Raw genomic sequence first — 21,409 nt, forward strand, 5'->3', positions numbered from 1 at the left:
ATGTTGCAAGAAATAAAAAATTTTTCCCTATAACTGAAGTTTTGACAAAATCCTTTCCATAAGGAGAAATGTATTCCAATTTTTTTATACTTTTTTAGTAATAACAAAATTTATTTATTCTATTTGGGTACATAATGTGTCAAAAACTGTAGCAATTTTGTCTAATATTGCTGGTTTATACTTACTAATATTATTTGGTAATTCTAGCTTTTTATTAAATGAGGTTTTGGTAATTTGGTTACTTCCATCAAAACTTGATTTTATTGTAATTTCCAACTTACCGTGTTTATTACTTTTGCGTATTACTGGTGCAAATGGTTTGACCTGATGATTATTTCTAATATTTCTATGATCTGGTATCCCTCTGGATACAGACTTTTCTAATATTTCTTCAAGGGCAATTTGTGGCATAGATCTATAAACTTCACTTGGAGACAACATATTGCTATTGATTTTTTTATCCCATGCCCTTACTTTTCTTGCCTTAACTGAAGATTGTGCATGATACAATATGTTGTACGCTAGCATTACGAATAACATATAATCCTCATCTTTATTTGGATCATTCGTTTGAAATTTATCCATCAATAATTTTGACTTACCAAATTTAAAAAAATGCTCAATATCAAACCTTTGTCTATAGTATTCATATACTTCTTTACCACTGATTTTATCTTTTTGTTGGCCAGAAACACATAACCATAAATCTCTGTTATATTTCCTATTTCCTGATGCATCTAACACCTTAACCTGAATAAAATTCAGCGGTTTATCAGACATGATATGCTGTTTCTTACCCTTGATTAGATAATTCTTAAATAGTGAAATACTAATTGATATGTCACCATTTTTTGTAGCCTTTACTACAGTTTCTGCTGTATCTGGAATCAGTAAATTATCAGAACTACTACAAGAAATCTTAGCTCCATAAGATCTTTTACGACCTCTTGTTTTTTGCTCCTCTATATATATTTTGTAAATACTGCGATTAATTCTTTGGCGGGTTATTGTTACCGTATTTGCTTCATTGTGCAGCGGGTGAATAAAAGATAGAGCGCTATAACCTGCATCACCTACTGTTATATTTAGAGCCTTTTGTGGTATTTGCTTAACAATTTTCATTATTTGTTTGCTACCTTTGCTATACTTATTCTCATCTGATTTTACTCTATTTATAGATATTGGTACAGACCATTTAGGCTGAGCACCGATGCAAACTACACTATATTCATAACCCGCAACTGGTCGGTTATTAGCATTCTGTCTAATATATGTACGATCAATTGCTTTCTTGGAATCTTTCTTGCTACTCACTGTAGTATCTATTTGCAGTAAGTTTTTACCCTCATTAATCAGTTTACTTATTAAGTATTTTTCTATATCTTCTCGAGTCTTAAAACGTTGCTCATCTCTTATATTTAATGATTCATCACGAGCACAGTAAAAATTCTCTATAGCTCTGTATACACTTGACCAACTACGCTGAAAATATTTATTAGTTGTTAATTCAACAACAGATCTTGCTTTAACGCTATCATTAGTTACTAGTGATAGTATTAATTCTAAAACCACATCTTGATTATAGGGGAAAATTTTTTATTTCTTGCAACATTTCTTGCATAATCATACACACTAAAAACCATTTTGTATTTGAGCGTATTTATATCATACTTTATAAGTTTGGTTATCTTTTTGTCAAAACTTCAGCTATAATCAAGATGTGGTTTTAGAATTAATCTCTCAGGGTTTAATTCCCCGAAGCTCTGCTTCGTGATATACTACTTGAATGGAAGAAAGCAGTTATATACATAAGAGTCATAATGTCACAGTACTAATATATCATTTAGTAACGCCGGCAAAGTATAGAAGAGTAATATTCAATCAAGAACTAGATGATTATTTGTGTAAAATTTGTGAGCACATAGAAGATCGTTATGAAATTAGATTTTTAGAAATAGGAGTAGATAAAGATCACGTACATTTTTTATTAACCTGAATTCTGGATTAGCTAATTTTGAGATATAGCAGGTTTGTTAGGTTTCATACAGTATGCAATTAGGGCGGATATAGCTAACGCGGAAAGGTTTTTACCATAGTTTTTGTATTTACTCACATATTCACCAGATCTAAATTCTATTAAACATTGCTGGACTAACTTTAAAAACTGTTTACGTAAAATTATTGATCAATGCCTAAGTTTTTCCTAATCTGTGGTAGAAACATTTCCGTGTTAGCTATACGATATGTACAAAGGCATTCCAAATTGATCTATGTCTTGTATGTTCGATCTCGAAAGGGTAAATTCCAGTATTAATTAAGCCAGATTTATATTTTCTTCCCATACCTCATTGGGTGTTTTATAACCGAGCACTTTTCTTGGTAAATTATTTAAAAAATCCTCAATTTCTTGTAATTGCTTTATTGTTAATTTTTTTATATCTAAAGATTTAGAGTATACTCTGTGCACCATTGAGTTAATCTTCTCTATCAATGGTTTTTGCCATGGAGAATAAGGATTGCAAAAATATACTTTTCGTTCAGATTTTGGCAATAGTTGTTCATGATTGGTAAATTCTTTGCCATTATCTAACGTTATGCTTTTGATTATATGCGACAATTGTTTAAGTTTTTTATTCATGTTACCAATCACATCTTGTGTTCTTTTTGAACGGTTTAAAGTGAGAAACACTTTTTGTGTTCTGATATCCACAAGAGCGCCTATATTACGACTTTGATTACCTTTGTTAAAAGTTAAATCACCTTCTAAATGACCTATTGCTGCTATCTTTCTATTTATCTCTGGTCTTTCAGTAATGGAAACTCGATTTGGTATTGTAATTCTTTTGTTTCTGATTCTTGTACCATGATGCAACCTATTTTTCCTTTTTCTTGCTAAAGATAAATATAATTTTTGCCTTTGTGCTATAGGAGATGTATAAATAAACTGGTATATACTCTCTGTAGAAATATTGACAGTATCTCGTGATAGTTTACGTCTACCTGAAATTATATCTGGTGAAATACCCTGTGTTAACTGCTTTATTATTTCTGCTCGTAAATTATTATCAATATCTAATTTTCTTTTTCTCTTACCTTGCCTTAAACTGCAAGCAAGTGTGTTAGCCCTATCTGGTCTATAATTATGCCTCATTCTCTTGAGTTCATAACATATAGTGCTTTTATCACGGCCAATCTTTGTCCCTATATATCGCGAGCTATAACCACTCTTATTCATTTCGTATATTTTAAATCTTTCATCTATCGTTAAATGAGCCATGATATATCTATATTTAAATGATGCTCCTCGCAGCAGAGCTACGAGGTATCTAAAAAAGTTTTAGTTGTTTCTTATGATATCACGAAGCAGAGCTTCGGGGAATTAAACCCTGAGAGATTAAAAATTGATTATATCTGGCTTAATGTCCCCCTTCGGGGATCAAAAATCCCTCGCCTTTAGGCGAAGGGAAGATATAATGAAATTGCTTTAGCAATGAATTTATATCAAGAAATATGAGAAGTTATAGAAAGAATAGTCATAGTCAGTATGATTTAAAAGTGCATCTTATATGGATACCAAAATATAGGAAGAGAATATTGATAGGCAAAGTATCGGAAAGGACTAGAGATTTACTGAGGCAGATTTGCATGGAACATGAAGTACATATAATTTCAGGGAAAATATCATGTGATCACGTACATATGTTTATCTCATATAAGCCGCAAATATCTCTTAGCAAGTTAGTACAGTATTTAAAAGGCATTAGCTCAAGAATTTTATTGCAAGAATTTACTCATTTACGAAAACAATTTTGGGGCAATCATTTGTGGGCTAGGGGCTATATGGCAGTCAGTTCAGGTAATATAACTGATGAAATGATACAGCACTATATTGATGAACAGGAAGGTGAACCTGTGAATGATGATCGATTTCTAATCGATTCCACTTTATAACCCCTCAGCTTATAGCTGAGGGTTGTTTAGTTAATTATAGAACTTTCCAAATACTAACTGTACTGCTTGGATTAACACGTACTGATAATATTGTAGGTGCATTCCATTTCCTGATTGGTAACTCTTTTAAATGAACTAATTCTTCAGCTAATTTTTCTTTTCTACAGCTATTTCGCTTTTCTTTAATTTGTGTAAGGAATAATTCATAAGCTTTTAAATCAACAAAATTACGTGATCCACGTAATAGCAGATGTTGATTCACTGCTTGCTTAAATGTATCATGACTTTTTTCAACAGAACCATTTTCATGACTGACGCCTGGATTATTTCGCGATGGTGCAACATTGTAATAACCAAGCAATTCTTGCCATCTTTCTGTAAATTGATAGTGGACTGGAAAGTTCTATAATTAATTAAGCCAGATATAATCAATTTTTAATCTCTCAGGGTTTAATTCCCCGAAGCTCTGCTTCGTGATATCATAAGAAACAACTAAAACTTTTTTAGATACCTCGTAGCTCTGCTGCGAGGAGCATCATTTAACGATAGATGAAAGATTTAAAATATACGAAATGAATAAGAGTGGTTATAGCTCGCGATATATAGCTAACGCGGAAAGGTTTTTACCATAGTTTTTGTATTTACTCACATATTCACCAGATCTAAATCCTATTAAACATTGCTGGACTAACTTTAAAAACTGTTTACGTAAAATTATTGATCAATGCCTAAGTTTTTCCTAATCTGTGGTAGAAACATTTCCGTGTTAGCTATATAGTCCCTCCGCCAAAACTCTAAAAAATATCACTTGTGTCACTAATTTCCAAAAATAGTGCGATTTTAGAGCAAATTACTCTAATTTTGAGGGCTGATTTTAAATTTTTGTATTAAAAACCACACTATTTCCCAAAATGCATTCATTTTTTTATTGTCATTTTTTTGTATTTCCATAAGCTTTTGATATAAAACCTTTCATTTTCTTATGGATTTTACTATGCATTTTTGCCTTAAAACCCTATTGCCTATAAGGCTTTTAGAGTTTTGGCGGATGGACTATATAGGGACAAAGATTGGCCGTGATAAAAGCACTATATGTTATGAACTCAAGAGAATGAGGCATAATTATAGACCAGATAGGGCTAACACACTTGCTTGCAGTTTAAGGCAAGGTAAGAGAAAAAGAAAATTAGATATTGATAATAATTTACGAGCAGAAATAATAAAGCAGTTAACACAGGGTATTTCACCAGATATAATTTCAGGTAGACGTAAACTATCACGAGATACTGTCAATATTTCTACAGAGAGTATATACCAGTTTATTTATACATCTCCTATAGCACAAAGGCAAAAATTATATTTATCTTTAGCAAGAAAAAGGAAAAATAGGTTGCATCATGGTACAAGAATCAGAAACAAAAGAATTACAATACCAAATCGAGTTTCCATTACTGAAAGACCAGAGATAAATAGAAAGATAGCAGCAATAGGTCATTTAGAAGGTGATTTAACTTTTAACAAAGGTAATCAAAGTCGTAATATAGGCGCTCTTGTGGATATCAGAACACAAAAAGTGTTTCTCACTTTAAACCGTTCAAAAAGAACACAAGATGTGATTGGTAACATGAATAAAAAACTTAAACAATTGTCGCATATAATCAAAAGCATAACGTTAGATAATGGCAAAGAATTTACCAATCATGAACAACTATTGCCAAAATCTGAACGAAAAGTATATTTTTGCAATCCTTATTCTCCATGGCAAAAACCATTGATAGAGAAGATTAACTCAATGGTGCACAGAGTATACTCTAAATCTTTAGATATAAAAAAATTAACAATAAAGCAATTACAAGAAATTGAGGATTTTTTAAATAATTTACCAAGAAAAGTGCTCGGTTATAAAACACCCAATGAGGTATGGGAAGAAAATATAAATCTGGCTTAATTAATACTGGAATTTACCACTGAAAAATCAAGACAAAAAAATGAGTAGTATGTTTTCCTAATTTTTCGATTATCAGGCAGCAATTTGCTGATAATTTTGCATATAATTCAGATATACATTCATAGGCTTTTTATAACCAATACTTGAATGAAATCTGTGATAATTATATTTATTCAGATAATGATCAATCCCCTCTTTTAACTCTTTAACATTGTTAAAATCATTAATAAAGATACAATTATATTTTAAAGTTCTAAAAAACCTTTCTATTACTATATTATCAATACTTCTACCTTTGCCATTCATTGAAATTTGGATATCATGCTCCTTGAGAATATTTATGTGGTCATAACTGGTATATTGGCTACCTTGATCACTATTAAATATCTGTGGAGCGTTATACTTACTGAGAGCTTGTTTCAAACATCAGTTACAAGAGATGCATCCATAGAATTTGACAGTTTATAGCTCAATATGGCCTTGCTATGCCAATCTATAATAGCTGCCATATACATAAAGCCACCATTAGTTCTAATGTAAGTAAACCACTCCAAACCTCATTCACATTAGGCACATACACTTGCTTTGTTGAGCCAGATTTAGTCCAATATTGATCAAGTAAGTAGCTATAGATCTTATGCTCACTATCGTTTCGAGAAGTAGATTTTTTCTTATGTGGGTAAATAGCTTCTATACCCATCATCCTCATATATTTCAGTACTCGATCTTTACCGACAATAAAACCATCTTCTAGTAACTGTTGATGAATATAGCGATAACCAAATTCAGGATTATCTGTATATATTTCATCTATTCTATTTAAAATACTTAATTTATTTATACTCATCTCCTTGGATTTATAGTAGGCTGTAGATCGACTAATCTTTAATAGTTCACACTGTCTTGATTTTGAGAGTTGATTTAGCTTGGAGTGTACAAGACTCTTTTTATTTGATAAATCCAAGCTTTTGAGCTTTCCCACGGCCCAGTCCCTCTCAACTGTGATTCTACCAAGAGCTTTAGCAAGTTCATCATTTTGCTCTTGTAAATGATTTATTTGTTCTTGATATTCACTCAAAACTTTAGCTGGTTCAAAAGCTAATGCCGCATTACCTAAAAACTGTTTTTTCCAATTTTGAATTGTTTTAACACTTATTGCATATTTTGAAGCTAACTGACCAAGTGTCGACTCCTCTTTTATTAATCTCTCAGGGTTTAATTCCCCGAAGCTCTGCTTCGTGATATCATAAGAAACAACTAAAACTTTTTTAGATACCTCGTAGCTCTGCTGCGAGGAGCATCATTAGCCTTCTCATCCCCTGGTAATATATAAGTAGGGCTGTGCCAAGGTGAACTGAAATCAAACTCCCGATATTCTATGTCTACATTGACCGGTTCGTATGCTACTTTTTTCGTCTGCTCATCATATTTAACTTGTGTATAGCCGGTTAACGGAAAGTCTTTACGTAAAGGATGCCCCTCAAACTCATAATCGGTGAGTATTCGCCTTTTATCATCATTACCATCAAAATTTATGCCGAACATATCATAAACTTCACGCTCATACCAACAAGCGGCGTTAAATATACTCATTGCTGATGGTATGCTTTCATGTTCGGATACGTAAGTTTTAATGATAAGACGCTTATTTAGTTTTAAGCTCAATAAATTGTATACTACTTCAAACCTCTTATTTATTGAGGTTGTCTTTTCTGGATTCCCGCTTTCGCGGGAATGACATCTTGTAGGAAAATCAGCACCAAATAGGTCGGTTAGTACAGTAAAACGTAGCTCTTCTGATTCTTTTAAAGCTTTTAAGAAAGGTAGTAAAAAATTCGGCTCAACTTTATACGCTAGGTTATCCTTAACCGTGATGGGGCTTATCAATATACTTGATTTAGCGGCAAGCTTCTCAATGATTTTTTCGAGCGTCATATTTAAAACCTGTAGTGCGTTTGATTTTCTTTTGTAATTGCATAAGTCCGTAAATTAAAGCTTCAGCTGTAGGAGGACATCCAGGGACATATACGTCAACCGGTACAATGCGGTCACAACCTCGTACTACTGAATAAGAGAAGTGATAATATCCCCCGCCATTAGCACAGCTGCCCATTGAAAGCACCCATTTAGGTTCAGCCATCTGGTCGTATACTTTGCGTAATGCCGGTGCCATTTTGTTGGTAAGTGTCCCTGCAACTATCATAAGATCGGATTGTCTTGGGCTTGGTCTAAACAGCATGCCAAAGCGATCCATATCATACCTACTTGCCGCTGCCTGCATCATCTCAACCGCACAACAAGCAAGCCCAAAAGTCATAGGCCATAATGAATTGCTTCTCGCCCAGCCGATGACATCATCGACTTTGGTTAATAAGAACCCTCGATTTGAAAGCTCATTATTTAGCAATTCGTCTTCTTGATAAAAATTATTATGCATTTTTATTCTTACATAAAGTTAAATATAGTTGCGTAAATCGAGAGCGTCATTGCGAGAAGAAACTGCAAGTTTCGACGAAGCAATCTCGTGAAGTATAGCTTAATCCATTAAGATACTGACACTAAACTTGTGGGATGCCTTATTATATGACATAATGATGCTCCTCGCAGCAGAGCTACGAGGTATCTATCCAAAAAGCTTTAACTGTTTTTGTTGAAATGCTTTATAAGAAGGTTTGCCTGAACCTTGATTCTGTACATAATTACGTAATTTCTGCTCATCACCATGTTTACCTACTGTGCTCATAAAATATCCTTTACTCCAAAACTCACTTCCCCATAATTTTTCTTTAAGATTTGGATATTTCTCAAACATTTTCTTAGAAGTAATACTTTTTATGATTTGAGTTATTTTTGTTGGGCTATACATTGGTATTGACTGTAATAAAAAATGTACGTGATCTTTATCTACTCCTATTTCTAAAAATCTAATTTCATAACGATCTTCTATGTGCTCACAAATTTTACACAAATAATCATCTAGTTCTTGATTGAATATTACTCTTCTATACTCTGCCGGCGTTACTAAATGATATATTAGTACTGTGACATTATGACTCTTATGTATATAACTGCTTTCTTCCATTCAAGTAGTATATCACGAAGCAGAGCTTCGGGGAATTAAACCCTGAGAGATTAAACATTACCACCATGTAAGGACCTTAGTGAAATAAGCTATAATATAATATTCCTGAGATTGCCACGTCGCTACGCTCCTCGCAATGACGAAAATTAAGCCGCAGGATGACATCCCGTATTTCTCACTCCCAGTCTAGGGCTCCTTTCTTCCATTCATACACAAAGCCTACAGTGAGTACGAATAAGAAGAACATCATTGAAAAGAAGCCTATTTTGCCTATTGTTCCAAGGCTAATAGCCCATGGGACTAAAAATGTAATTTCAAGGTCAAAGATAATAAATAAAATAGCAACTAAATAAAATCGTATGTCAAACTTTGATCTAGCATCGTCAAAAGGCTCAAACCCGCATTCGTAAGGCTCTAATTTATCTTTATTATATTTTTTAGTAGCTAATAGATTCGGTAGAATCATTATTAAGCTAGATACTAATGTGGCAATACCAAAAAATATAGCGATTGGTAGATATTCTTGTAAAAGTTCTGAATTCTGTAGCATATATTTTTTATTGTTTTATCGTCATTGCGAGGAAAAACTGCAAGTTTTGACGAAGCAATCTCAGGATGTTTTATGAGATTGCCACGTCGATGCTACGCATCTTCTCGCAATGACACTATATTCTATATTTACCCCAAATAACATTATTTATCAATGACAATATCGGGTTTGACTAATAACTTCATTAAAATAAATACCCAAATGCTACTTGCTATCCACCATATTTGCCAAACATTATATGAAATCATGCCGATAATGTAATAATTTATGAAACATGCATAAGAGCTTGCTCTAAAATTATTATTTCCTATATTACCGATTTGTTTGAGATATTTGTAAACCAAGCTTAAGAATAAAGCTAATCCTATTAATCCTAGTTCTAAGGTAATTTGTAATATGTTATTATGTGGATGAAGCGGTAGTGGATGCCATTTTTCATCTTTATAATCAATCATTTCACTGTCTTTAACTTGGGTATATTTAGAAGAATTAAGGCCGTTGATCATAAGAGGTTTTTCAGCAATTTTATTTGCAACGAAATGCCAGATAAATAAACGATGAGCCGCTGATGGATGGGTAGATAAATATTTATCTGATAACTCCTTAGGATTAATTTGTCCGGCTATGATCGGAAATAATAACGAGCCGGTTATTAGACCGAATATTATCAATTTAGAAAATATCGGTTTTATGAACCTTGCTAAAATAAATACTATCCCGCCTAAGCTAAATCCTAGAAAACTTGCTAAACTATCAGAAATACTTAATAAATAAAGCACTAAGATATATAATATTAGAGCAGAGCAATATTTTTTATCATGAGTTAAAATAGCCACGACTATCCAGGTAGTAATTGACAATAAAGCACAACCACGATCTAGCATATAAAGGTTAAAATTTGCTTTAAATATTCTAGTTAAGAAACCATGAGAGAAATATTCAACAAAGAATAGTAAAATTGCTGTAAGAGTGCCAAATATTAAAGCTTTTTTAAGCTGAGGACGATTTTGAAATGGCTTGAAATTACTGACAACAAAGCCAAGAAATAAGATTGTAAAAACTTGAATAAAATTAATTAGGCTATTGATAGGTTTGGTCGCAAATAAACAAGATATCAAGCACCAACCAGCGAATAGTAGTTCTGTTTTTATCGTCATTGCGAGGAAATTACAAAGTAATTGACGAAGCAATCTCAGGATGTTTAATGAGATTGCCACGTCGCTTTGCTCCTCGCAATGACGATTAGGTATCCATGCGGCAATATTTTGTAGTAATGATATGAGTAAAAACACCGTTACAGTAGCTGCAACTGATAAGCCGGCAACCATGCCGAGGCTAGGGACTAAGAATATAAAAAAATAGTTTATCATGTTAACTTAAAAACATTCTTTAGCAAAGATTTCATAAATAGGGTGTTCGAATGTAGAAAGTGAAATGCTGCCGGAGGTCATCCACCCTTGAAAAAGTAATTTAGGGTCTTCGTCCATTATATATTCCGTTATAGTCATCAATATATAATTATCTTCGTTATACGGATCAAGATTTTTAACACATTTATGTATTTTGATTTTTATATTACCGAAATATTGTTCTTCACCAACTTTAAACGTGAGTTTTTCAGATTTAGCAGTAGTTTTATTTAAGGCAGTAATCTCACAATTATCACAATTTTTGAATTCTGTACTATCACTAATGGCTTGATTAGAATTTAAAATTGGCGGATCATTGTTAATAAGGTTAAATATATCATTCTCAATATCTTCAGTAGTTGTAATAGAATCTAACTCTTCTGCAAATATAATAGGCGAGCAGGTAAATATAATAAACGCTAAAATGATCTTTAAATGCTTCATAAGTAAATTAATCCCTGTTGGGTTAAATTCCCCGTGGCTTGCCACGATTATTTATAGTTTTTTAAATTATACAAAACTTACGCTATGTTTGATGTAATGCCTATAGCTAACACGGGAAGGTTTTTACCATTGCTGCCGTTATTGCATCGCGAAAATCTTTAAAGTTTTTAATAATTTTTCTCAAGTAATTTTTAAAATTAGCCCAACAGTGTTCAATAGAATTTAAATCTGGAGAATAGACCGGTAGATAAATAAGAGTACAACCCGCTTTTTCTAATGATGCTCCTCGCAGCAGAGCTACGAGGTATCTATCCAAAAAGCTTTAACTGTTTTTGTTGAAATGCTTTATAAGAAGGTTTGCCTGAACCTTGATTCTGTACATAATTACGTAATTTCTGCTCATCACCATGTTTACCTACTGTGCTCATAAAATATCCTTTACTCCAAAACTCACTTCCCCATAATTTTTCTTTAAGATTTGGATATTTCTCAAACATTTTCTTAGAAGTAATACTTTTTATGATTTGAGTTATTTTTGTTGGGCTATACATTGGTATTGACTGTAATAAAAAATGTACGTGATCTTTATCTACTCCTATTTCTAAAAATCTAATTTCATAACGATCTTCTATGTGCTCACAAATTTTACACAAATAATCATCTAGTTCTTGATTGAATATTACTCTTCTATACTTTGCCGGCGTTACTAAATGATATATTAGTACTGTGACATTATGACTCTTATGTATATAACTGCTTTCTTCCATTCAAGTAGTATATCACGAAGCAGAGCTTCGGGGAATTAAACCCTGAGAGATTAAATTATATATTTATATTCCACGTCCAATACTATTTTTGTTATGCATCATTGTCTTTTCTTGCAATTTAGATATGTAATTATCCTTATTATATTTTTGGGGATCTTGTACTATTCTGCTCTTGTAATTCTGTATGTGAGATTGCAATGTTTCTAATTCTGATAACTTATCAGTTCTTAGCTTTAATACTTGCTTATATTCTTTCAGTATTTTAATACCCTGTTGTATTGATTCTACAGGATCTAACTGTTCGTCAGATTGTTCAACAGTGTGTGATTTATTTTTATCCTTATAAAAGGGTAGTGCCTTTACTATCTTTTCTAATAATTTAAACATCTTCCTAAGAAAATTATTTTTTATACCCTTTTTATTATCCTTATTTTCTGTTTTATCATTTATTGCAGTATGATCAGAGATATCATGTTTAATATTACATAGTAAAATTAAGTCTTTTAAGTTTTGCTCCTCCTTACGCTGTTTTCGATCTAAATCTTGAGTTTGCTTACCATCTTGCCTTATTCCTCGTTCATCTTTAACTTCATAATGTCCATTTTCTTCTACTACTATTGTACCACTAACTATATATGCCATAGTTAATTCTTTCCTAATAGCTTGTAATTCTTCTAAGCAACTCCCTGCAATTTGCGTGAGTTCCTCTCTTAATTCTGGATATTGTTGTATATTATTTATCTTAATATCATGTTTTATATTGCTTATATCTGACATCTATTTTACTCTACTTTAATTAAGATTATATTATCTTAGTTTATTGATTGCATCAATTGAAAGTCCTGTAATACGAGATACCTCAGCAATAGAATAATTATTGGAAAGCATATTTTTAGCTACTTCATATCTGCCCTCAGCTTTACCGAGCTGCATGCCTTGTTGTATACCTTTTTCTACACCTTGTTGTTCCCAGTGGTGAGCAAGACTAGTCATAAGTTTTTCTCCTTGTTCGGTATTTAAACGAGATTTTAATCTCTCAGGGTTTAATTCCCCGAAGCTCTGCTTCGTGATATCATAAGAAACAACTAAAACTTTTTTAGATACCTCGTAGCTCTGCTGCGAGGAGCATCATTTTCCTTAATTAATCCATTCTGACTTAGTACTGTTTTTAAATCTACTCCGCCTTCTATCAGCAAATCTATTGCTTCATTTATTTTTTTATTCTTCTCTATTTGCATTTCTGTTACCTATATTTTTAATTACTTCTAATATAGGCTCAACAAAAATTTACACAATCATTGCAAAAGACTCAAAATGTTTGAAATTGGTAAACCTATCTCTGTGCCTGTTGGCTAGGCTAGCATTGCGGGGTTAGGGGCAGTATATTCAAAAGCTTATTTATGCAACAAAGCCATTCTGACTTAGTACTGTTTTTAAATCTACTCCGCCTTTTATCAGCAAATCTATTGCTTCATTTATTTTTTTATTCTTCTCTATTTGCATTTCTGTTACCTATATTTTTAATTACTTCTAATATAGGCTCAACAAAAATTTACACAATCATTGCAAAAGACTCGAAAAATTAGTAGACGAGTATGCTTATATTCCTAAAGTATCTCTATATAACTCAAGCATAGCGTCCTGCTCAGCTAGCTTATCTTTATCAAGTTTTTTTAGCTTTAAAACAGTTTTCATCGCTTTAACATCAAATCCGTGCGAAGAAGCATCTTGAAAAATATCCTTAATTTCTTCAGATAGATCAGCTTTTTCTTGCTCTAACCTTTCTATTTTGCTTAAATATTGCTCTAATTGTTCTTTTACTACTACTTCAGACATAAAAAATTATTTAACCTTTTTGAACTTACTATATAATACAAATATCATTCTTATTCAATAAAATATTAATAATGCAAATTTATCCTTTGAGGCTTTTGCCTAATAAAATCGATTTTGATTTTATGAATTTTAAAAAAGTGAGCTACACTTTCTCAATTATTTTATCACTCATTAGCTTTATTTGGATTGGTATGTACAAATTTAATTGCGGTATTGATTTTGCCGGAGGTATAGTTATAGAAGTAAGGCTTGACCAAACGCCAGATTTACCAAAAATGCGTCAAGTTTTAGGTGAGCTTGGAATTGGTGAAGTAGTGCTGCAAAACTTTGGTAGTGAGCATGACTTATCAATTAGATTTGGTAGTAGTAGCGAAGATAATTTAATGAAAAATATTGAGCTAATTAAATCGACGCTTCAAAATAATTTTCCTTATAATTTTGAGTATCGTAAGGTGGATTTTGTTGGTCCGCAGGTTGGTAGGCAGTTAATTGAGGCAGGGACTATGGCAATGCTATTTTCGTTTGCGGCGATTATGGTTTATATTTGGGTGCGTTTTGAATGGTATTTCGGGCTTGGTATACTTATTGCTTTAGTGCATGACGTTATATTAGCACTTGGATTTATGAGTATAACAAAACTTGATTTTAACTTAAGCACCATTGCGGCAGTGTTAACTATCATAGGATATTCTGTTAATGATTCGGTAGTGATATATGATAGGATCAGGGAAAATTTACGTAAATATCATAAAAAAGGCATCACAGAAATCATAAATTTAAGTATTAATGAAACTCTATCTAGAACAATTTTAACAGTAGTGACTACTCTACTTGCTAATTTGGCACTTGTTCTTTTTGGTGGTGAAGCGATTCGTAGTTTTAGCGTACTTGTATTTTTTGGAATAATAGCAGGGACTTATTCGTCTATTTTTATTTCCGCTCCGATACTTACGATATTTGCCAATAGAAAATTTGAGAAGAAAATATAAAAATTGTCATTGCGAGGAGTTCCACCACTGTCATACCGTGGCTTGACCACGGTATCCAGAAAAACAATAAAAAATACTAATAACATTAGTATTTTTTAACTGGACCCCGTGAATAAATCACGGGGTGACATTAGTAAGTCTTTGCCACTCCTCGCAATGACAAAACAAGAGTAATTTATGCTGAAAAAAGAAGATAGAATTTTTACTAATTTACATGGTGAGCAGAGCCATGATTTGAAATCTAGCAAGAAGCGTGGTGATTGGGATAATACTAAAGCTTGGCTTAATAAAGGCAAAGAGTGGATTATTGAAGAAGTTAAGAAATCAGGACTTAGAGGGCGAGGTGGTGCAGGATTTTCTACCGGCACTAAATGGTCGTTTATGCCTAAAGAATCAAAAAAGCCATCTTATCTAGTAGTTAATGCTGATGAATCTGAACCCGGCACTTGCAAAGATCGGGATATATTAAGATATGAACCACATAAGTTAATAGAAGGGTGTTTGCTTGCCAGTTTTGCCATAGGAGCAAATAGCTGTTATATCTATATTAGAGGGGAGTTTTACAACGAAGCTTCCAATATTCAGTGTGCCCTAGATGAAGCATATAAAGATGGTTTGATAGGAAAAAATGCTTGCGGTTCAGGCTTTAATTGTGATATTTATTTGCATCGTGGAGCTGGAGCTTATATTTGCGGCGAAGAAACAGCTCTGCTTGAAAGCTTAGAGGGTAAAAAAGGTATGCCGAGGCTAAAGCCGCCTTTTCCGGCAGGCTTCGGATTGTATGGCTGTCCAACCACTATAAATAATGTTGAATCTGTTGCGGTAGTGCCAACTATTTTAAGGCGAGGAGCTAGCTGGTTTGCATCTATCGGTAAGCCAAATAATACCGGTACTAAGATTTTTTGTATATCAGGTCATGTTAATAAGCCTTGTAATGTTGAAGAGGCAATGGGGATTCCTTTAAAAGAAATAATCGAAAAACATGCAGGTGGTGTTCGTGGCGGTTGGGATAACCTCAAAGCCATAATACCGGGCGGCTCTTCCGTCCCTTTGCTTCCTAAATCCTTATGCGAAACTGCTGATATGGACTTTGATAGCTTAAAGGCAGCAGGCTCTAGTTTAGGTACTGGCGGGATTATTGTTATGGATAAATCGACTGATATTATTTATGCAGTAGCACGTCTTAGTAAGTTCTATATGCATGAGTCTTGCGGTCAGTGTACGCCGTGCCGTGAGGGTACAGGATGGATGTGGCGTGTTATGATGAGGCTCGTTAAAGGTGATGCCAAAAAATCCGAAATAGATCAACTTCTTGAAGTTACAAAGGAAATAGAGGGGCATACTATTTGTGCACTCGGTGATGCTGCAGCTTGGCCAATTCAGGGGCTGATAAAACATTTTAGAAGCGAGATTGAAGAGCGAATGTATACTCGATGAACTTGAAAAATTGGCTACGTCGTTTCTCATTTTTGATCCTCACGTACTAATATATACGCTGCGGTCAAAAATTCCGAGACTCCTTGCTCTTTTCCAAGTTGATCTTCGTATACTAGTGTATCAATAAAATGTTATGCTGTGGCTTGATCGTCATTGCGAGGAAAAACTGTAAGTTTTGTACGTACGCAATCTCAGGAGTATCGCCTTTGCCTCATGAGATTGCTGCGTCGATGCGTTGCATCTCCTCGCAATGACGCTTTTTGGCTCACGCAATAAGATAACAAATAACTAAAAAAAACTTTATGCAAACAAATACCGAATCAAATCACACTAAAACAACTGCTCAAGAATGGAAATCTTTTATTTTAGTAGTAGTTGTTGCACTAATGATTAGAATATTAATAATAGAATCTTTTGTTGTTCCAACTGGATCAATGAAAGATACTATACTTGAAAATGATCGGATTGTCGGTACAAAATATAGTTATGGATATAGTAATTATTCTTTATCTTTTTTTGACTTTATTCATTTATTTAAGGGGCGAATATTTGCTCGCACGCCAGAGCGTGGCGATATCATAATTTTTCGTCCTCCTCATGAGATGAATACTAGATACATAAAGCGTTTGATAGGGCTCCCTGGGGATAAAGTACAATTAATCGATGATATAATATATATTAACGATGAAAAAATAGAGCGTGTAGAGTCAGGAATTTATGTTAGTGAAGAGGGAAGAAAATATTTAAAATTTAAAGAAACATTGCCAAATGGCAAAACATATTGTTCTTATAAGCTCGCTCCTGTTTTAGGAATGATGTCTAATGATAAATATGGTAATACAGACGCTTTTTATGTACCGGAAGGGGAATATTTCTTTTTAGGGGATAATAGAGATCAGTCAAATGATAGTAGGATAGATTTAGGTTTTGTGCCGTTTGAGAATTTTATTGCTAAAGCACAATTTATTTGGTTTTCAACAAAAATAACATGGTGGGATAGTGATATAGGTGTTGTTAACCTGATATTAAAGTTAAAGCCTTGGGTAGAGTCTATCAGGTTTAATAGGATATTTAGAAATCTATACAGCATAGAGGATTGATGGAGTCATTTAAGGAGTTAGAAAAATTACTTGGTCATAGTTTTAAAAATAAGGAGCTTTTAACAGAAGCTTTAAGTCATCCGTCTTTAAGGCAACATCATGAATATAAGGCTAATAAAGATTATGAGCGGCTAGAGTTTCTAGGAGATGCGGTATTAAATTTAATTATCACAGAAATTTTATTTAATAATTTTAAAGAATATAACGAGGGAAACTTAGCTAAAATTAGATCATACTTAGTTTGTAAAGAAACAATTTGCGTCGTAGGAGCTAAGCTTGGTTTAAAAGATTATATTATTATGACTCATGGCGAAGAAATAGCCGGCGGGCGTGATAATCCTAATAATATTGAAAATGTTACGGAAGCTTTAATCGCAGCTATATATCTCGATAGTGAGATTACTACAATTCATAATATTATAGGGAAATTATGGGCAGAATTTATAAAAGTCAAAGATTTAACAGATTATGACCCTAAAACCGCCTTACAAGAATGGGCACAAAGCAAAGATCATCATATCCCTATATACCGCCTAATTAAAAGAGAGGGTGTAGCTCACTTGTCAACCTTTACAGTATCAGTAAAAATAAATGGCTACGAGCAAACAGGTAAAGGACACTCTATAAAAGAAGCTGAAAAAAACGCCGCAAGAAGTTTATTGCATAGGCTTAAAAATGATTAAGCAAAAAACAGTCTCAGTTTGTATTATCGGCAGACCTAATAGCGGCAAGTCCACTTTGCTAAATAGAATAATTGGTGAAAAGCTGTCAATAGTTACCCCCAAAGTCCAAACAACTAGGTCGATCATTACCGGCATTATTACCCTAAAAGATACGCAAGTGATCTTATACGATACGCCAGGGATATTTGAGCCGAAAGGGACTTTAGAAAAGGCAATGGTTAGATGTGCTTGGTCTAGCCTGCATAGTGCCGATATTGTCATGTTAATTATTGATAGCTTAAAGCCATTAGATAGCATAACGCATGATATTTTAAATAAGCTTTGCTCACTTAATATTGTCCCAGTAATTTTATTAAACAAGATAGATATTGAGTCAAAATATCTAAATGACATTAAAGCTTTCTTAACAGAGCAATATCCTGACAGCTTACTTTTTCCTATTTCTGCTATATCGGGTGAGAAGGTTGATAAGCTATTTGAATATATAACGAGTAAAGCAAAAATCGCTCCTTGGCTTTATGAAGAGGACGACATAACCGATTTGCCGATGCGTTTTATCGCCGCAGAAATTACGAGAGAACAGTTATTTTTAGGTTTACAGCAGGAATTGCCTTATAGGCTAACTGTGCAAACCGAAAAATGGGAAGAGCTTAAAGATAAATCTGTGAAGATCAATCAGGTTATAGTGGTATCAAGAGACAGCTACAAAACTATAATACTCGGTAAAAACGGTTCAAAAATCAAAGAGCTAGGGGCGAAATCCCGCATGCAAATGCAACAATTTTTCGGCTTCCCCGTACATTTGTTTTTATTCGTCAAAGTGCGTGAACTATGGGAAGATAATTCTGATTTTTATCAGCATATGAAAGTAAGATAATATGAAAAAATATTTTAGGTTTTTATTTTCTGCTTTGTCGTTTATATTGCCGGTAACAGGCAAAGCTGAAACAATAAATAAAGCCGATTATATAGAATACTATAATAAAGGTGTCGAATTTTATCAAGCAGGTAAACTTGACTTAGCTCTTAAATTATTTAATAAAGGTATAGAAATAAATCCAAATGATTCAGATTTATATAATAGTAAAGGGGTAGTCTTAAGTGATTTAGGAAAATACGATTTATCTCTTGAAGCGAGTCTTTTGCAATGATTGTGTAAATTTTTGTTGAGCCTATATTAGAAGTAATTAAAAATATAGGTAACAGAAATGCAAATAGAGAAGAATAAAAAAATAAATGAAGCAATAGATTTGCTGATAGAAGGCGGAGTAGATTTAAAAACAGTACTAAGTCAGAATGGGTAAATTCCAGTATTAATTAAGCCAGATTTATATTTTCTTCCCATACCTCATTGGGTGTTTTATAACCGAGCACTTTTCTTGGTAAATTATTTAAAAAATCCTCAATTTCTTGTAATTGCTTTATTGTTAATTTTTTTATATCTAAAGATTTAGAGTATACTCTGTGCACCATTGAGTTAATCTTCTCTATCAATGGTTTTTGCCATGGAGAATAAGGATTGCAAAAATATACTTTTCGTTCAGATTTTGGCAATAGTTGTTCATGATTGGTAAATTCTTTGCCATTATCTAACGTTATGCTTTTGATTATATGCGACAATTGTTTAAGTTTTTTATTCATGTTACCAATCACATCTTGTGTTCTTTTTGAACGGTTTAAAGTGAGAAACACTTTTTGTGTTCTGATATCCACAAGAGCGCCTATATTACGACTTTGATTACCTTTGTTAAAAGTTAAATCACCTTCTAAATGACCTATTGCTGCTATCTTTCTATTTATCTCTGGTCTTTCAGTAATGGAAACTCGATTTGGTATTGTAATTCTTTTGTTTCTGATTCTTGTACCATGATGCAACCTATTTTTCCTTTTTCTTGCTAAAGATAAATATAATTTTTGCCTTTGTGCTATAGGAGATGTATAAATAAACTGGTATATACTCTCTGTAGAAATATTGACAGTATCTCGTGATAGTTTACGTCTACCTGAAATTATATCTGGTGAAATACCCTGTGTTAACTGCTTTATTATTTCTGCTCGTAAATTATTATCAATATCTAATTTTCTTTTTCTCTTACCTTGCCTTAAACTGCAAGCAAGTGTGTTAGCCCTATCTGGTCTATAATTATGCCTCATTCTCTTGAGTTCATAACATATAGTGCTTTTATCACGGCCAATCTTTGTCCCTATATATCGCGAGCTATAACCACTCTTATTCATTTCGTATATTTTAAATCTTTCATCTATCGTTAAATGAGCCATGATATATCTATATTTAAATGATGCTCCTCGCAGCAGAGCTACGAGGTATCTAAAAAAGTTTTAGTTGTTTCTTATGATATCACGAAGCAGAGCTTCGGGGAATTAAACCCTGAGAGATTAAAAATTGATTATATCTGGCTTAATTAATTATAGAACTTTCCAACTACTAGATTTTGTGGTCAAAAAACTAAAGCATGATTCAATTATGGGAGCAATTTTTAGCAAATTTTAATCACGTTATAAACGCCAATTTAGGATAAGAGAAGTGGTTCTGGAGCTAAAGCATCAAGTTTTATACGAGATTTAGTGATAGCATAAGAAGTAACACAAGCTAGAATATGCACCAAGAAATTAACAGGAGATCTATGCCTTGTATGCTCTAGGTTCATTCTATTTTTTAGTATATTAAATACTGATTCAATTAATCTCTCAGGGTTTAATTCCCCGAAGCTCTGCTTCGTGATATACTACTTGAATGGAAGAAAGCAGTTATATACATAAGAGTCATAATGTCACAGTACTAATATATCATTTAGTAACGCCGGCAAAGTATAGAAGAGTAATATTCAATCAAGAACTAGATGATTATTTGTGTAAAATTTGTGAGCACATAGAAGATCGTTATGAAATTAGATGGAAAGTTCTATAATTAATTAAGCCAGATATAATCAATTTTTAATCTCTCAGGGTTTAATTCCCCGAAGCTCTGCTTCGTGATATCATAAGAAACAACTAAAACTTTTTTAGATACCTCGTAGCTCTGCTGCGAGGAGCATCATTTAAATATAGATATATCATGGCTCATTTAACGATAGATGAAAGATTTAAAATATACGAAATGAATAAGAGTGGTTATATAGCTAACGCGAAAAGGTTTTTACCATAGTTTTTGTATTTACTCACATATTCACCAGATCTAAATCCTATTAAACA

General features: G+C 33.0%; 25 protein-coding genes and 5 pseudogenes. 10 read left to right on the forward strand and 20 right to left on the reverse strand.

The window, feature by feature from the left end:
* Positions 1-114: 114 nt before the first annotated feature.
* A complete protein-coding gene (locus tag AAHI98_RS10905; protein WP_342225861.1) occupies positions 115-1,572 on the reverse strand; it encodes a transposase in 1,458 nt (485 codons plus the stop codon).
* A gap of 214 nt (positions 1,573-1,786) precedes the next feature.
* Between AAHI98_RS10905 and AAHI98_RS10910 the strand changes: the two are divergent.
* Positions 1,787-1,990 (forward strand): annotated as a pseudogene (locus AAHI98_RS10910) (transposase); the annotation flags it as partial.
* 324 nt (positions 1,991-2,314) lie between these two features.
* Here AAHI98_RS10910 and AAHI98_RS10915 read toward each other — a convergent pair.
* The gene (locus tag AAHI98_RS10915; RefSeq protein WP_342224646.1) at positions 2,315-3,277 is read right to left on the reverse strand and encodes an IS30 family transposase; all 963 of its coding nucleotides are present in this window, start codon (positions 3,275-3,277) and stop codon (positions 2,315-2,317) included.
* 233 nt (positions 3,278-3,510) lie between these two features.
* On the opposite strand from AAHI98_RS10915, the gene tnpA (AAHI98_RS10920) reads away from it, so the two are divergent.
* On the forward strand, positions 3,511-3,951 hold the full coding sequence (tnpA, locus tag AAHI98_RS10920) for an IS200/IS605 family transposase (protein ID WP_095568239.1): 441 nt from the start codon (positions 3,511-3,513) through the stop codon (positions 3,949-3,951).
* Positions 3,952-3,985: 34 nt separating this feature from the next.
* Here tnpA (AAHI98_RS10920) and AAHI98_RS10925 read toward each other — a convergent pair whose 3' ends face one another.
* On the reverse strand, positions 3,986-4,312 hold the full coding sequence (locus AAHI98_RS10925) for a hypothetical protein (RefSeq protein ID WP_342225862.1): 327 nt from the start codon (positions 4,310-4,312) through the stop codon (positions 3,986-3,988).
* A gap of 693 nt (positions 4,313-5,005) precedes the next feature.
* Between AAHI98_RS10925 and AAHI98_RS10930 the strand changes: the two are divergent.
* Positions 5,006-5,899, forward strand: a pseudogene (locus tag AAHI98_RS10930) (IS30 family transposase); the annotation flags it as partial.
* 72 nt (positions 5,900-5,971) lie between these two features.
* Here the strand turns inward: AAHI98_RS10930 and AAHI98_RS10935 are convergent.
* From AAHI98_RS10935 to AAHI98_RS11000, 15 genes and pseudogenes are all read right to left on the reverse strand, one after another.
* Entirely contained in the window at positions 5,972-6,241 is a 270-nt protein-coding gene (locus AAHI98_RS10935; RefSeq protein ID WP_342226192.1) for an integrase core domain-containing protein, read from the reverse strand.
* Between the two features lie 3 nt (positions 6,242-6,244).
* Positions 6,245-6,414 (reverse strand): annotated as a pseudogene (locus AAHI98_RS10940) (DDE-type integrase/transposase/recombinase); the annotation flags it as partial.
* Positions 6,393-6,977 (reverse strand): IS3 family transposase, encoded by a 585-nt coding sequence (locus tag AAHI98_RS10945; protein ID WP_342225864.1) that lies wholly within the window; start codon positions 6,975-6,977, stop codon positions 6,393-6,395. The gene AAHI98_RS10945 and the pseudogene AAHI98_RS10940, both read right to left, overlap by 22 nt.
* Before the next feature lie 179 nt (positions 6,978-7,156).
* Positions 7,157-7,834: an NADH-quinone oxidoreductase subunit C gene (locus AAHI98_RS10950; RefSeq protein ID WP_342225865.1), complete on the reverse strand. Its 678-nt coding sequence runs from the start codon at positions 7,832-7,834 to the stop codon at positions 7,157-7,159.
* Positions 7,812-8,336, reverse strand: coding sequence for a NuoB/complex I 20 kDa subunit family protein (locus AAHI98_RS10955; protein ID WP_012152061.1), 525 nt, complete (start codon positions 8,334-8,336; stop codon positions 7,812-7,814). Before AAHI98_RS10955 ends, AAHI98_RS10950 begins: the two co-directional genes overlap by 23 nt.
* 186 nt (positions 8,337-8,522) lie before the next feature.
* Positions 8,523-8,981: an IS200/IS605 family transposase gene (gene tnpA, locus AAHI98_RS10960; protein ID WP_342225866.1), complete on the reverse strand. Its 459-nt coding sequence runs from the start codon at positions 8,979-8,981 to the stop codon at positions 8,523-8,525.
* 175 nt (positions 8,982-9,156) lie between these two features.
* The gene (locus AAHI98_RS10965) at positions 9,157-9,531 is read right to left on the reverse strand and encodes an NADH-quinone oxidoreductase subunit A (RefSeq protein ID WP_341788922.1); all 375 of its coding nucleotides are present in this window, start codon (positions 9,529-9,531) and stop codon (positions 9,157-9,159) included.
* Positions 9,532-9,674: 143 nt separating this feature from the next.
* A complete protein-coding gene (locus AAHI98_RS10970) occupies positions 9,675-10,901 on the reverse strand; it encodes an O-antigen ligase family protein (protein ID WP_342225867.1) in 1,227 nt (408 codons plus the stop codon).
* 6 nt (positions 10,902-10,907) lie between these two features.
* Positions 10,908-11,384, reverse strand: coding sequence for a DUF2155 domain-containing protein (locus AAHI98_RS10975; protein ID WP_342225868.1), 477 nt, complete (start codon positions 11,382-11,384; stop codon positions 10,908-10,910).
* 106 nt (positions 11,385-11,490) lie between these two features.
* Positions 11,491-11,700, reverse strand: coding sequence for a transposase (locus AAHI98_RS18190; RefSeq protein ID WP_410526234.1), 210 nt, complete (start codon positions 11,698-11,700; stop codon positions 11,491-11,493).
* A complete protein-coding gene (gene tnpA, locus AAHI98_RS10980; RefSeq protein WP_342224823.1) occupies positions 11,693-12,151 on the reverse strand; it encodes an IS200/IS605 family transposase in 459 nt (152 codons plus the stop codon). Before tnpA (AAHI98_RS10980) ends, AAHI98_RS18190 begins: the two co-directional genes overlap by 8 nt.
* A 63-nt stretch (positions 12,152-12,214) precedes the next feature.
* On the reverse strand, positions 12,215-12,928 hold the full coding sequence (locus AAHI98_RS10985; RefSeq protein ID WP_342225869.1) for a hypothetical protein: 714 nt from the start codon (positions 12,926-12,928) through the stop codon (positions 12,215-12,217).
* 30 nt (positions 12,929-12,958) lie between these two features.
* A complete protein-coding gene (locus AAHI98_RS10990; protein WP_342225870.1) occupies positions 12,959-13,144 on the reverse strand; it encodes an RpnC/YadD family protein in 186 nt (61 codons plus the stop codon).
* 92 nt (positions 13,145-13,236) lie between these two features.
* Positions 13,237-13,389 (reverse strand): hypothetical protein, encoded by a 153-nt coding sequence (locus tag AAHI98_RS10995; RefSeq protein ID WP_342225871.1) that lies wholly within the window; start codon positions 13,387-13,389, stop codon positions 13,237-13,239.
* A gap of 361 nt (positions 13,390-13,750) precedes the next feature.
* Complete coding sequence (locus AAHI98_RS11000) at positions 13,751-13,987, reverse strand: DUF2312 domain-containing protein (RefSeq protein ID WP_011477844.1); 237 nt, start codon at positions 13,985-13,987, stop codon at positions 13,751-13,753.
* Positions 13,988-14,058: 71 nt separating this feature from the next.
* On the opposite strand from AAHI98_RS11000, the gene secF reads away from it, so the two are divergent.
* The 6 genes from secF to AAHI98_RS11035 all read left to right on the forward strand — a co-directional run bounded on the left by secF (position 14,059) and on the right by AAHI98_RS11035 (position 19,347).
* Entirely contained in the window at positions 14,059-14,976 is a 918-nt protein-coding gene (secF, locus tag AAHI98_RS11005) for a protein translocase subunit SecF (RefSeq protein WP_342225872.1), read from the forward strand.
* 177 nt (positions 14,977-15,153) lie between these two features.
* Positions 15,154-16,413, forward strand: coding sequence for an NADH-quinone oxidoreductase subunit NuoF (nuoF, locus tag AAHI98_RS11015; RefSeq protein WP_342225874.1), 1,260 nt, complete (start codon positions 15,154-15,156; stop codon positions 16,411-16,413).
* Between the two features lie 302 nt (positions 16,414-16,715).
* The gene (gene lepB, locus AAHI98_RS11020) at positions 16,716-17,513 is read left to right on the forward strand and encodes a signal peptidase I (RefSeq protein WP_342225875.1); all 798 of its coding nucleotides are present in this window, start codon (positions 16,716-16,718) and stop codon (positions 17,511-17,513) included.
* Positions 17,513-18,196, forward strand: a complete 684-nt coding sequence (gene rnc, locus AAHI98_RS11025; RefSeq protein WP_342225876.1) for a ribonuclease III — start codon at positions 17,513-17,515, stop codon at positions 18,194-18,196. The genes lepB and rnc overlap by 1 nt, the downstream gene beginning before the upstream one ends.
* Entirely contained in the window at positions 18,189-19,073 is an 885-nt protein-coding gene (era, locus tag AAHI98_RS11030; RefSeq protein WP_342225877.1) for a GTPase Era, read from the forward strand. Before rnc ends, era begins: the two co-directional genes overlap by 8 nt.
* Before the next feature lies 1 nt (position 19,074).
* Positions 19,075-19,347 carry a tetratricopeptide repeat protein gene (locus AAHI98_RS11035; RefSeq protein ID WP_342225878.1) on the forward strand — a complete coding sequence of 91 codons (273 nt, stop codon included), beginning with the start codon at positions 19,075-19,077 and terminating at the stop codon, positions 19,345-19,347.
* Between the two features lie 166 nt (positions 19,348-19,513).
* Here the strand turns inward: AAHI98_RS11035 and AAHI98_RS11040 are convergent, their stop codons facing one another.
* Positions 19,514-20,476 (reverse strand): IS30 family transposase, encoded by a 963-nt coding sequence (locus AAHI98_RS11040; RefSeq protein ID WP_342224646.1) that lies wholly within the window; start codon positions 20,474-20,476, stop codon positions 19,514-19,516.
* Positions 20,477-20,727: 251 nt separating this feature from the next.
* Positions 20,728-20,916, reverse strand: a pseudogene (locus tag AAHI98_RS18690) (IS982 family transposase); the annotation flags it as partial.
* Positions 20,917-20,951: 35 nt separating this feature from the next.
* Between AAHI98_RS18690 and AAHI98_RS11045 the strand changes: the two are divergent.
* Positions 20,952-21,113 (forward strand): annotated as a pseudogene (locus AAHI98_RS11045) (transposase); the annotation flags it as partial.
* Positions 21,114-21,409 lie beyond the last annotated feature (296 nt).

Origin of the sequence: Rickettsia endosymbiont of Urophora cardui, from assembly GCF_964030725.1 — a bacterium.
Lineage (GTDB): Bacteria > Pseudomonadota > Alphaproteobacteria > Rickettsiales > Rickettsiaceae > Rickettsia.

What these genes read in the sequence shown, in the direction of transcription:
- AAHI98_RS10915 (WP_342224646.1), bottom strand. Translation starts at nt 3,277, where the DNA reads ATGGCTCATTTAACGATAGATGAAAGATTTAAAATATACGAAATGAAT.
- tnpA (WP_095568239.1), top strand. Translation starts at nt 3,511, where the DNA reads ATGAGAAGTTATAGAAAGAATAGTCATAGTCAGTATGATTTAAAAGTG.
- AAHI98_RS10950 (WP_342225865.1), bottom strand. Translation starts at nt 7,834, where the DNA reads ATGACGCTCGAAAAAATCATTGAGAAGCTTGCCGCTAAATCAAGTATA.
- AAHI98_RS10955 (WP_012152061.1), bottom strand. Translation starts at nt 8,336, where the DNA reads ATGCATAATAATTTTTATCAAGAAGACGAATTGCTAAATAATGAGCTT.
- tnpA (WP_342225866.1), bottom strand. Translation starts at nt 8,981, where the DNA reads ATGGAAGAAAGCAGTTATATACATAAGAGTCATAATGTCACAGTACTA.
- AAHI98_RS10965 (WP_341788922.1), bottom strand. Translation starts at nt 9,531, where the DNA reads ATGCTACAGAATTCAGAACTTTTACAAGAATATCTACCAATCGCTATA.
- AAHI98_RS10970 (WP_342225867.1), bottom strand. Translation starts at nt 10,901, where the DNA reads ATGATAAACTATTTTTTTATATTCTTAGTCCCTAGCCTCGGCATGGTT.
- AAHI98_RS10975 (WP_342225868.1), bottom strand. Translation starts at nt 11,384, where the DNA reads ATGAAGCATTTAAAGATCATTTTAGCGTTTATTATATTTACCTGCTCG.
- tnpA (WP_342224823.1), bottom strand. Translation starts at nt 12,151, where the DNA reads ATGGAAGAAAGCAGTTATATACATAAGAGTCATAATGTCACAGTACTA.
- AAHI98_RS10985 (WP_342225869.1), bottom strand. Translation starts at nt 12,928, where the DNA reads ATGTCAGATATAAGCAATATAAAACATGATATTAAGATAAATAATATA.
- AAHI98_RS10990 (WP_342225870.1), bottom strand. Translation starts at nt 13,144, where the DNA reads ATGACTAGTCTTGCTCACCACTGGGAACAACAAGGTGTAGAAAAAGGT.
- AAHI98_RS10995 (WP_342225871.1), bottom strand. Translation starts at nt 13,389, where the DNA reads ATGCAAATAGAGAAGAATAAAAAAATAAATGAAGCAATAGATTTGCTG.
- AAHI98_RS11000 (WP_011477844.1), bottom strand. Translation starts at nt 13,987, where the DNA reads ATGTCTGAAGTAGTAGTAAAAGAACAATTAGAGCAATATTTAAGCAAA.
- secF (WP_342225872.1), top strand. Translation starts at nt 14,059, where the DNA reads ATGCAAATTTATCCTTTGAGGCTTTTGCCTAATAAAATCGATTTTGAT.
- nuoF (WP_342225874.1), top strand. Translation starts at nt 15,154, where the DNA reads ATGCTGAAAAAAGAAGATAGAATTTTTACTAATTTACATGGTGAGCAG.
- lepB (WP_342225875.1), top strand. Translation starts at nt 16,716, where the DNA reads ATGCAAACAAATACCGAATCAAATCACACTAAAACAACTGCTCAAGAA.
- rnc (WP_342225876.1), top strand. Translation starts at nt 17,513, where the DNA reads ATGGAGTCATTTAAGGAGTTAGAAAAATTACTTGGTCATAGTTTTAAA.
- era (WP_342225877.1), top strand. Translation starts at nt 18,189, where the DNA reads ATGATTAAGCAAAAAACAGTCTCAGTTTGTATTATCGGCAGACCTAAT.
- AAHI98_RS11035 (WP_342225878.1), top strand. Translation starts at nt 19,075, where the DNA reads ATGAAAAAATATTTTAGGTTTTTATTTTCTGCTTTGTCGTTTATATTG.
- AAHI98_RS11040 (WP_342224646.1), bottom strand. Translation starts at nt 20,476, where the DNA reads ATGGCTCATTTAACGATAGATGAAAGATTTAAAATATACGAAATGAAT.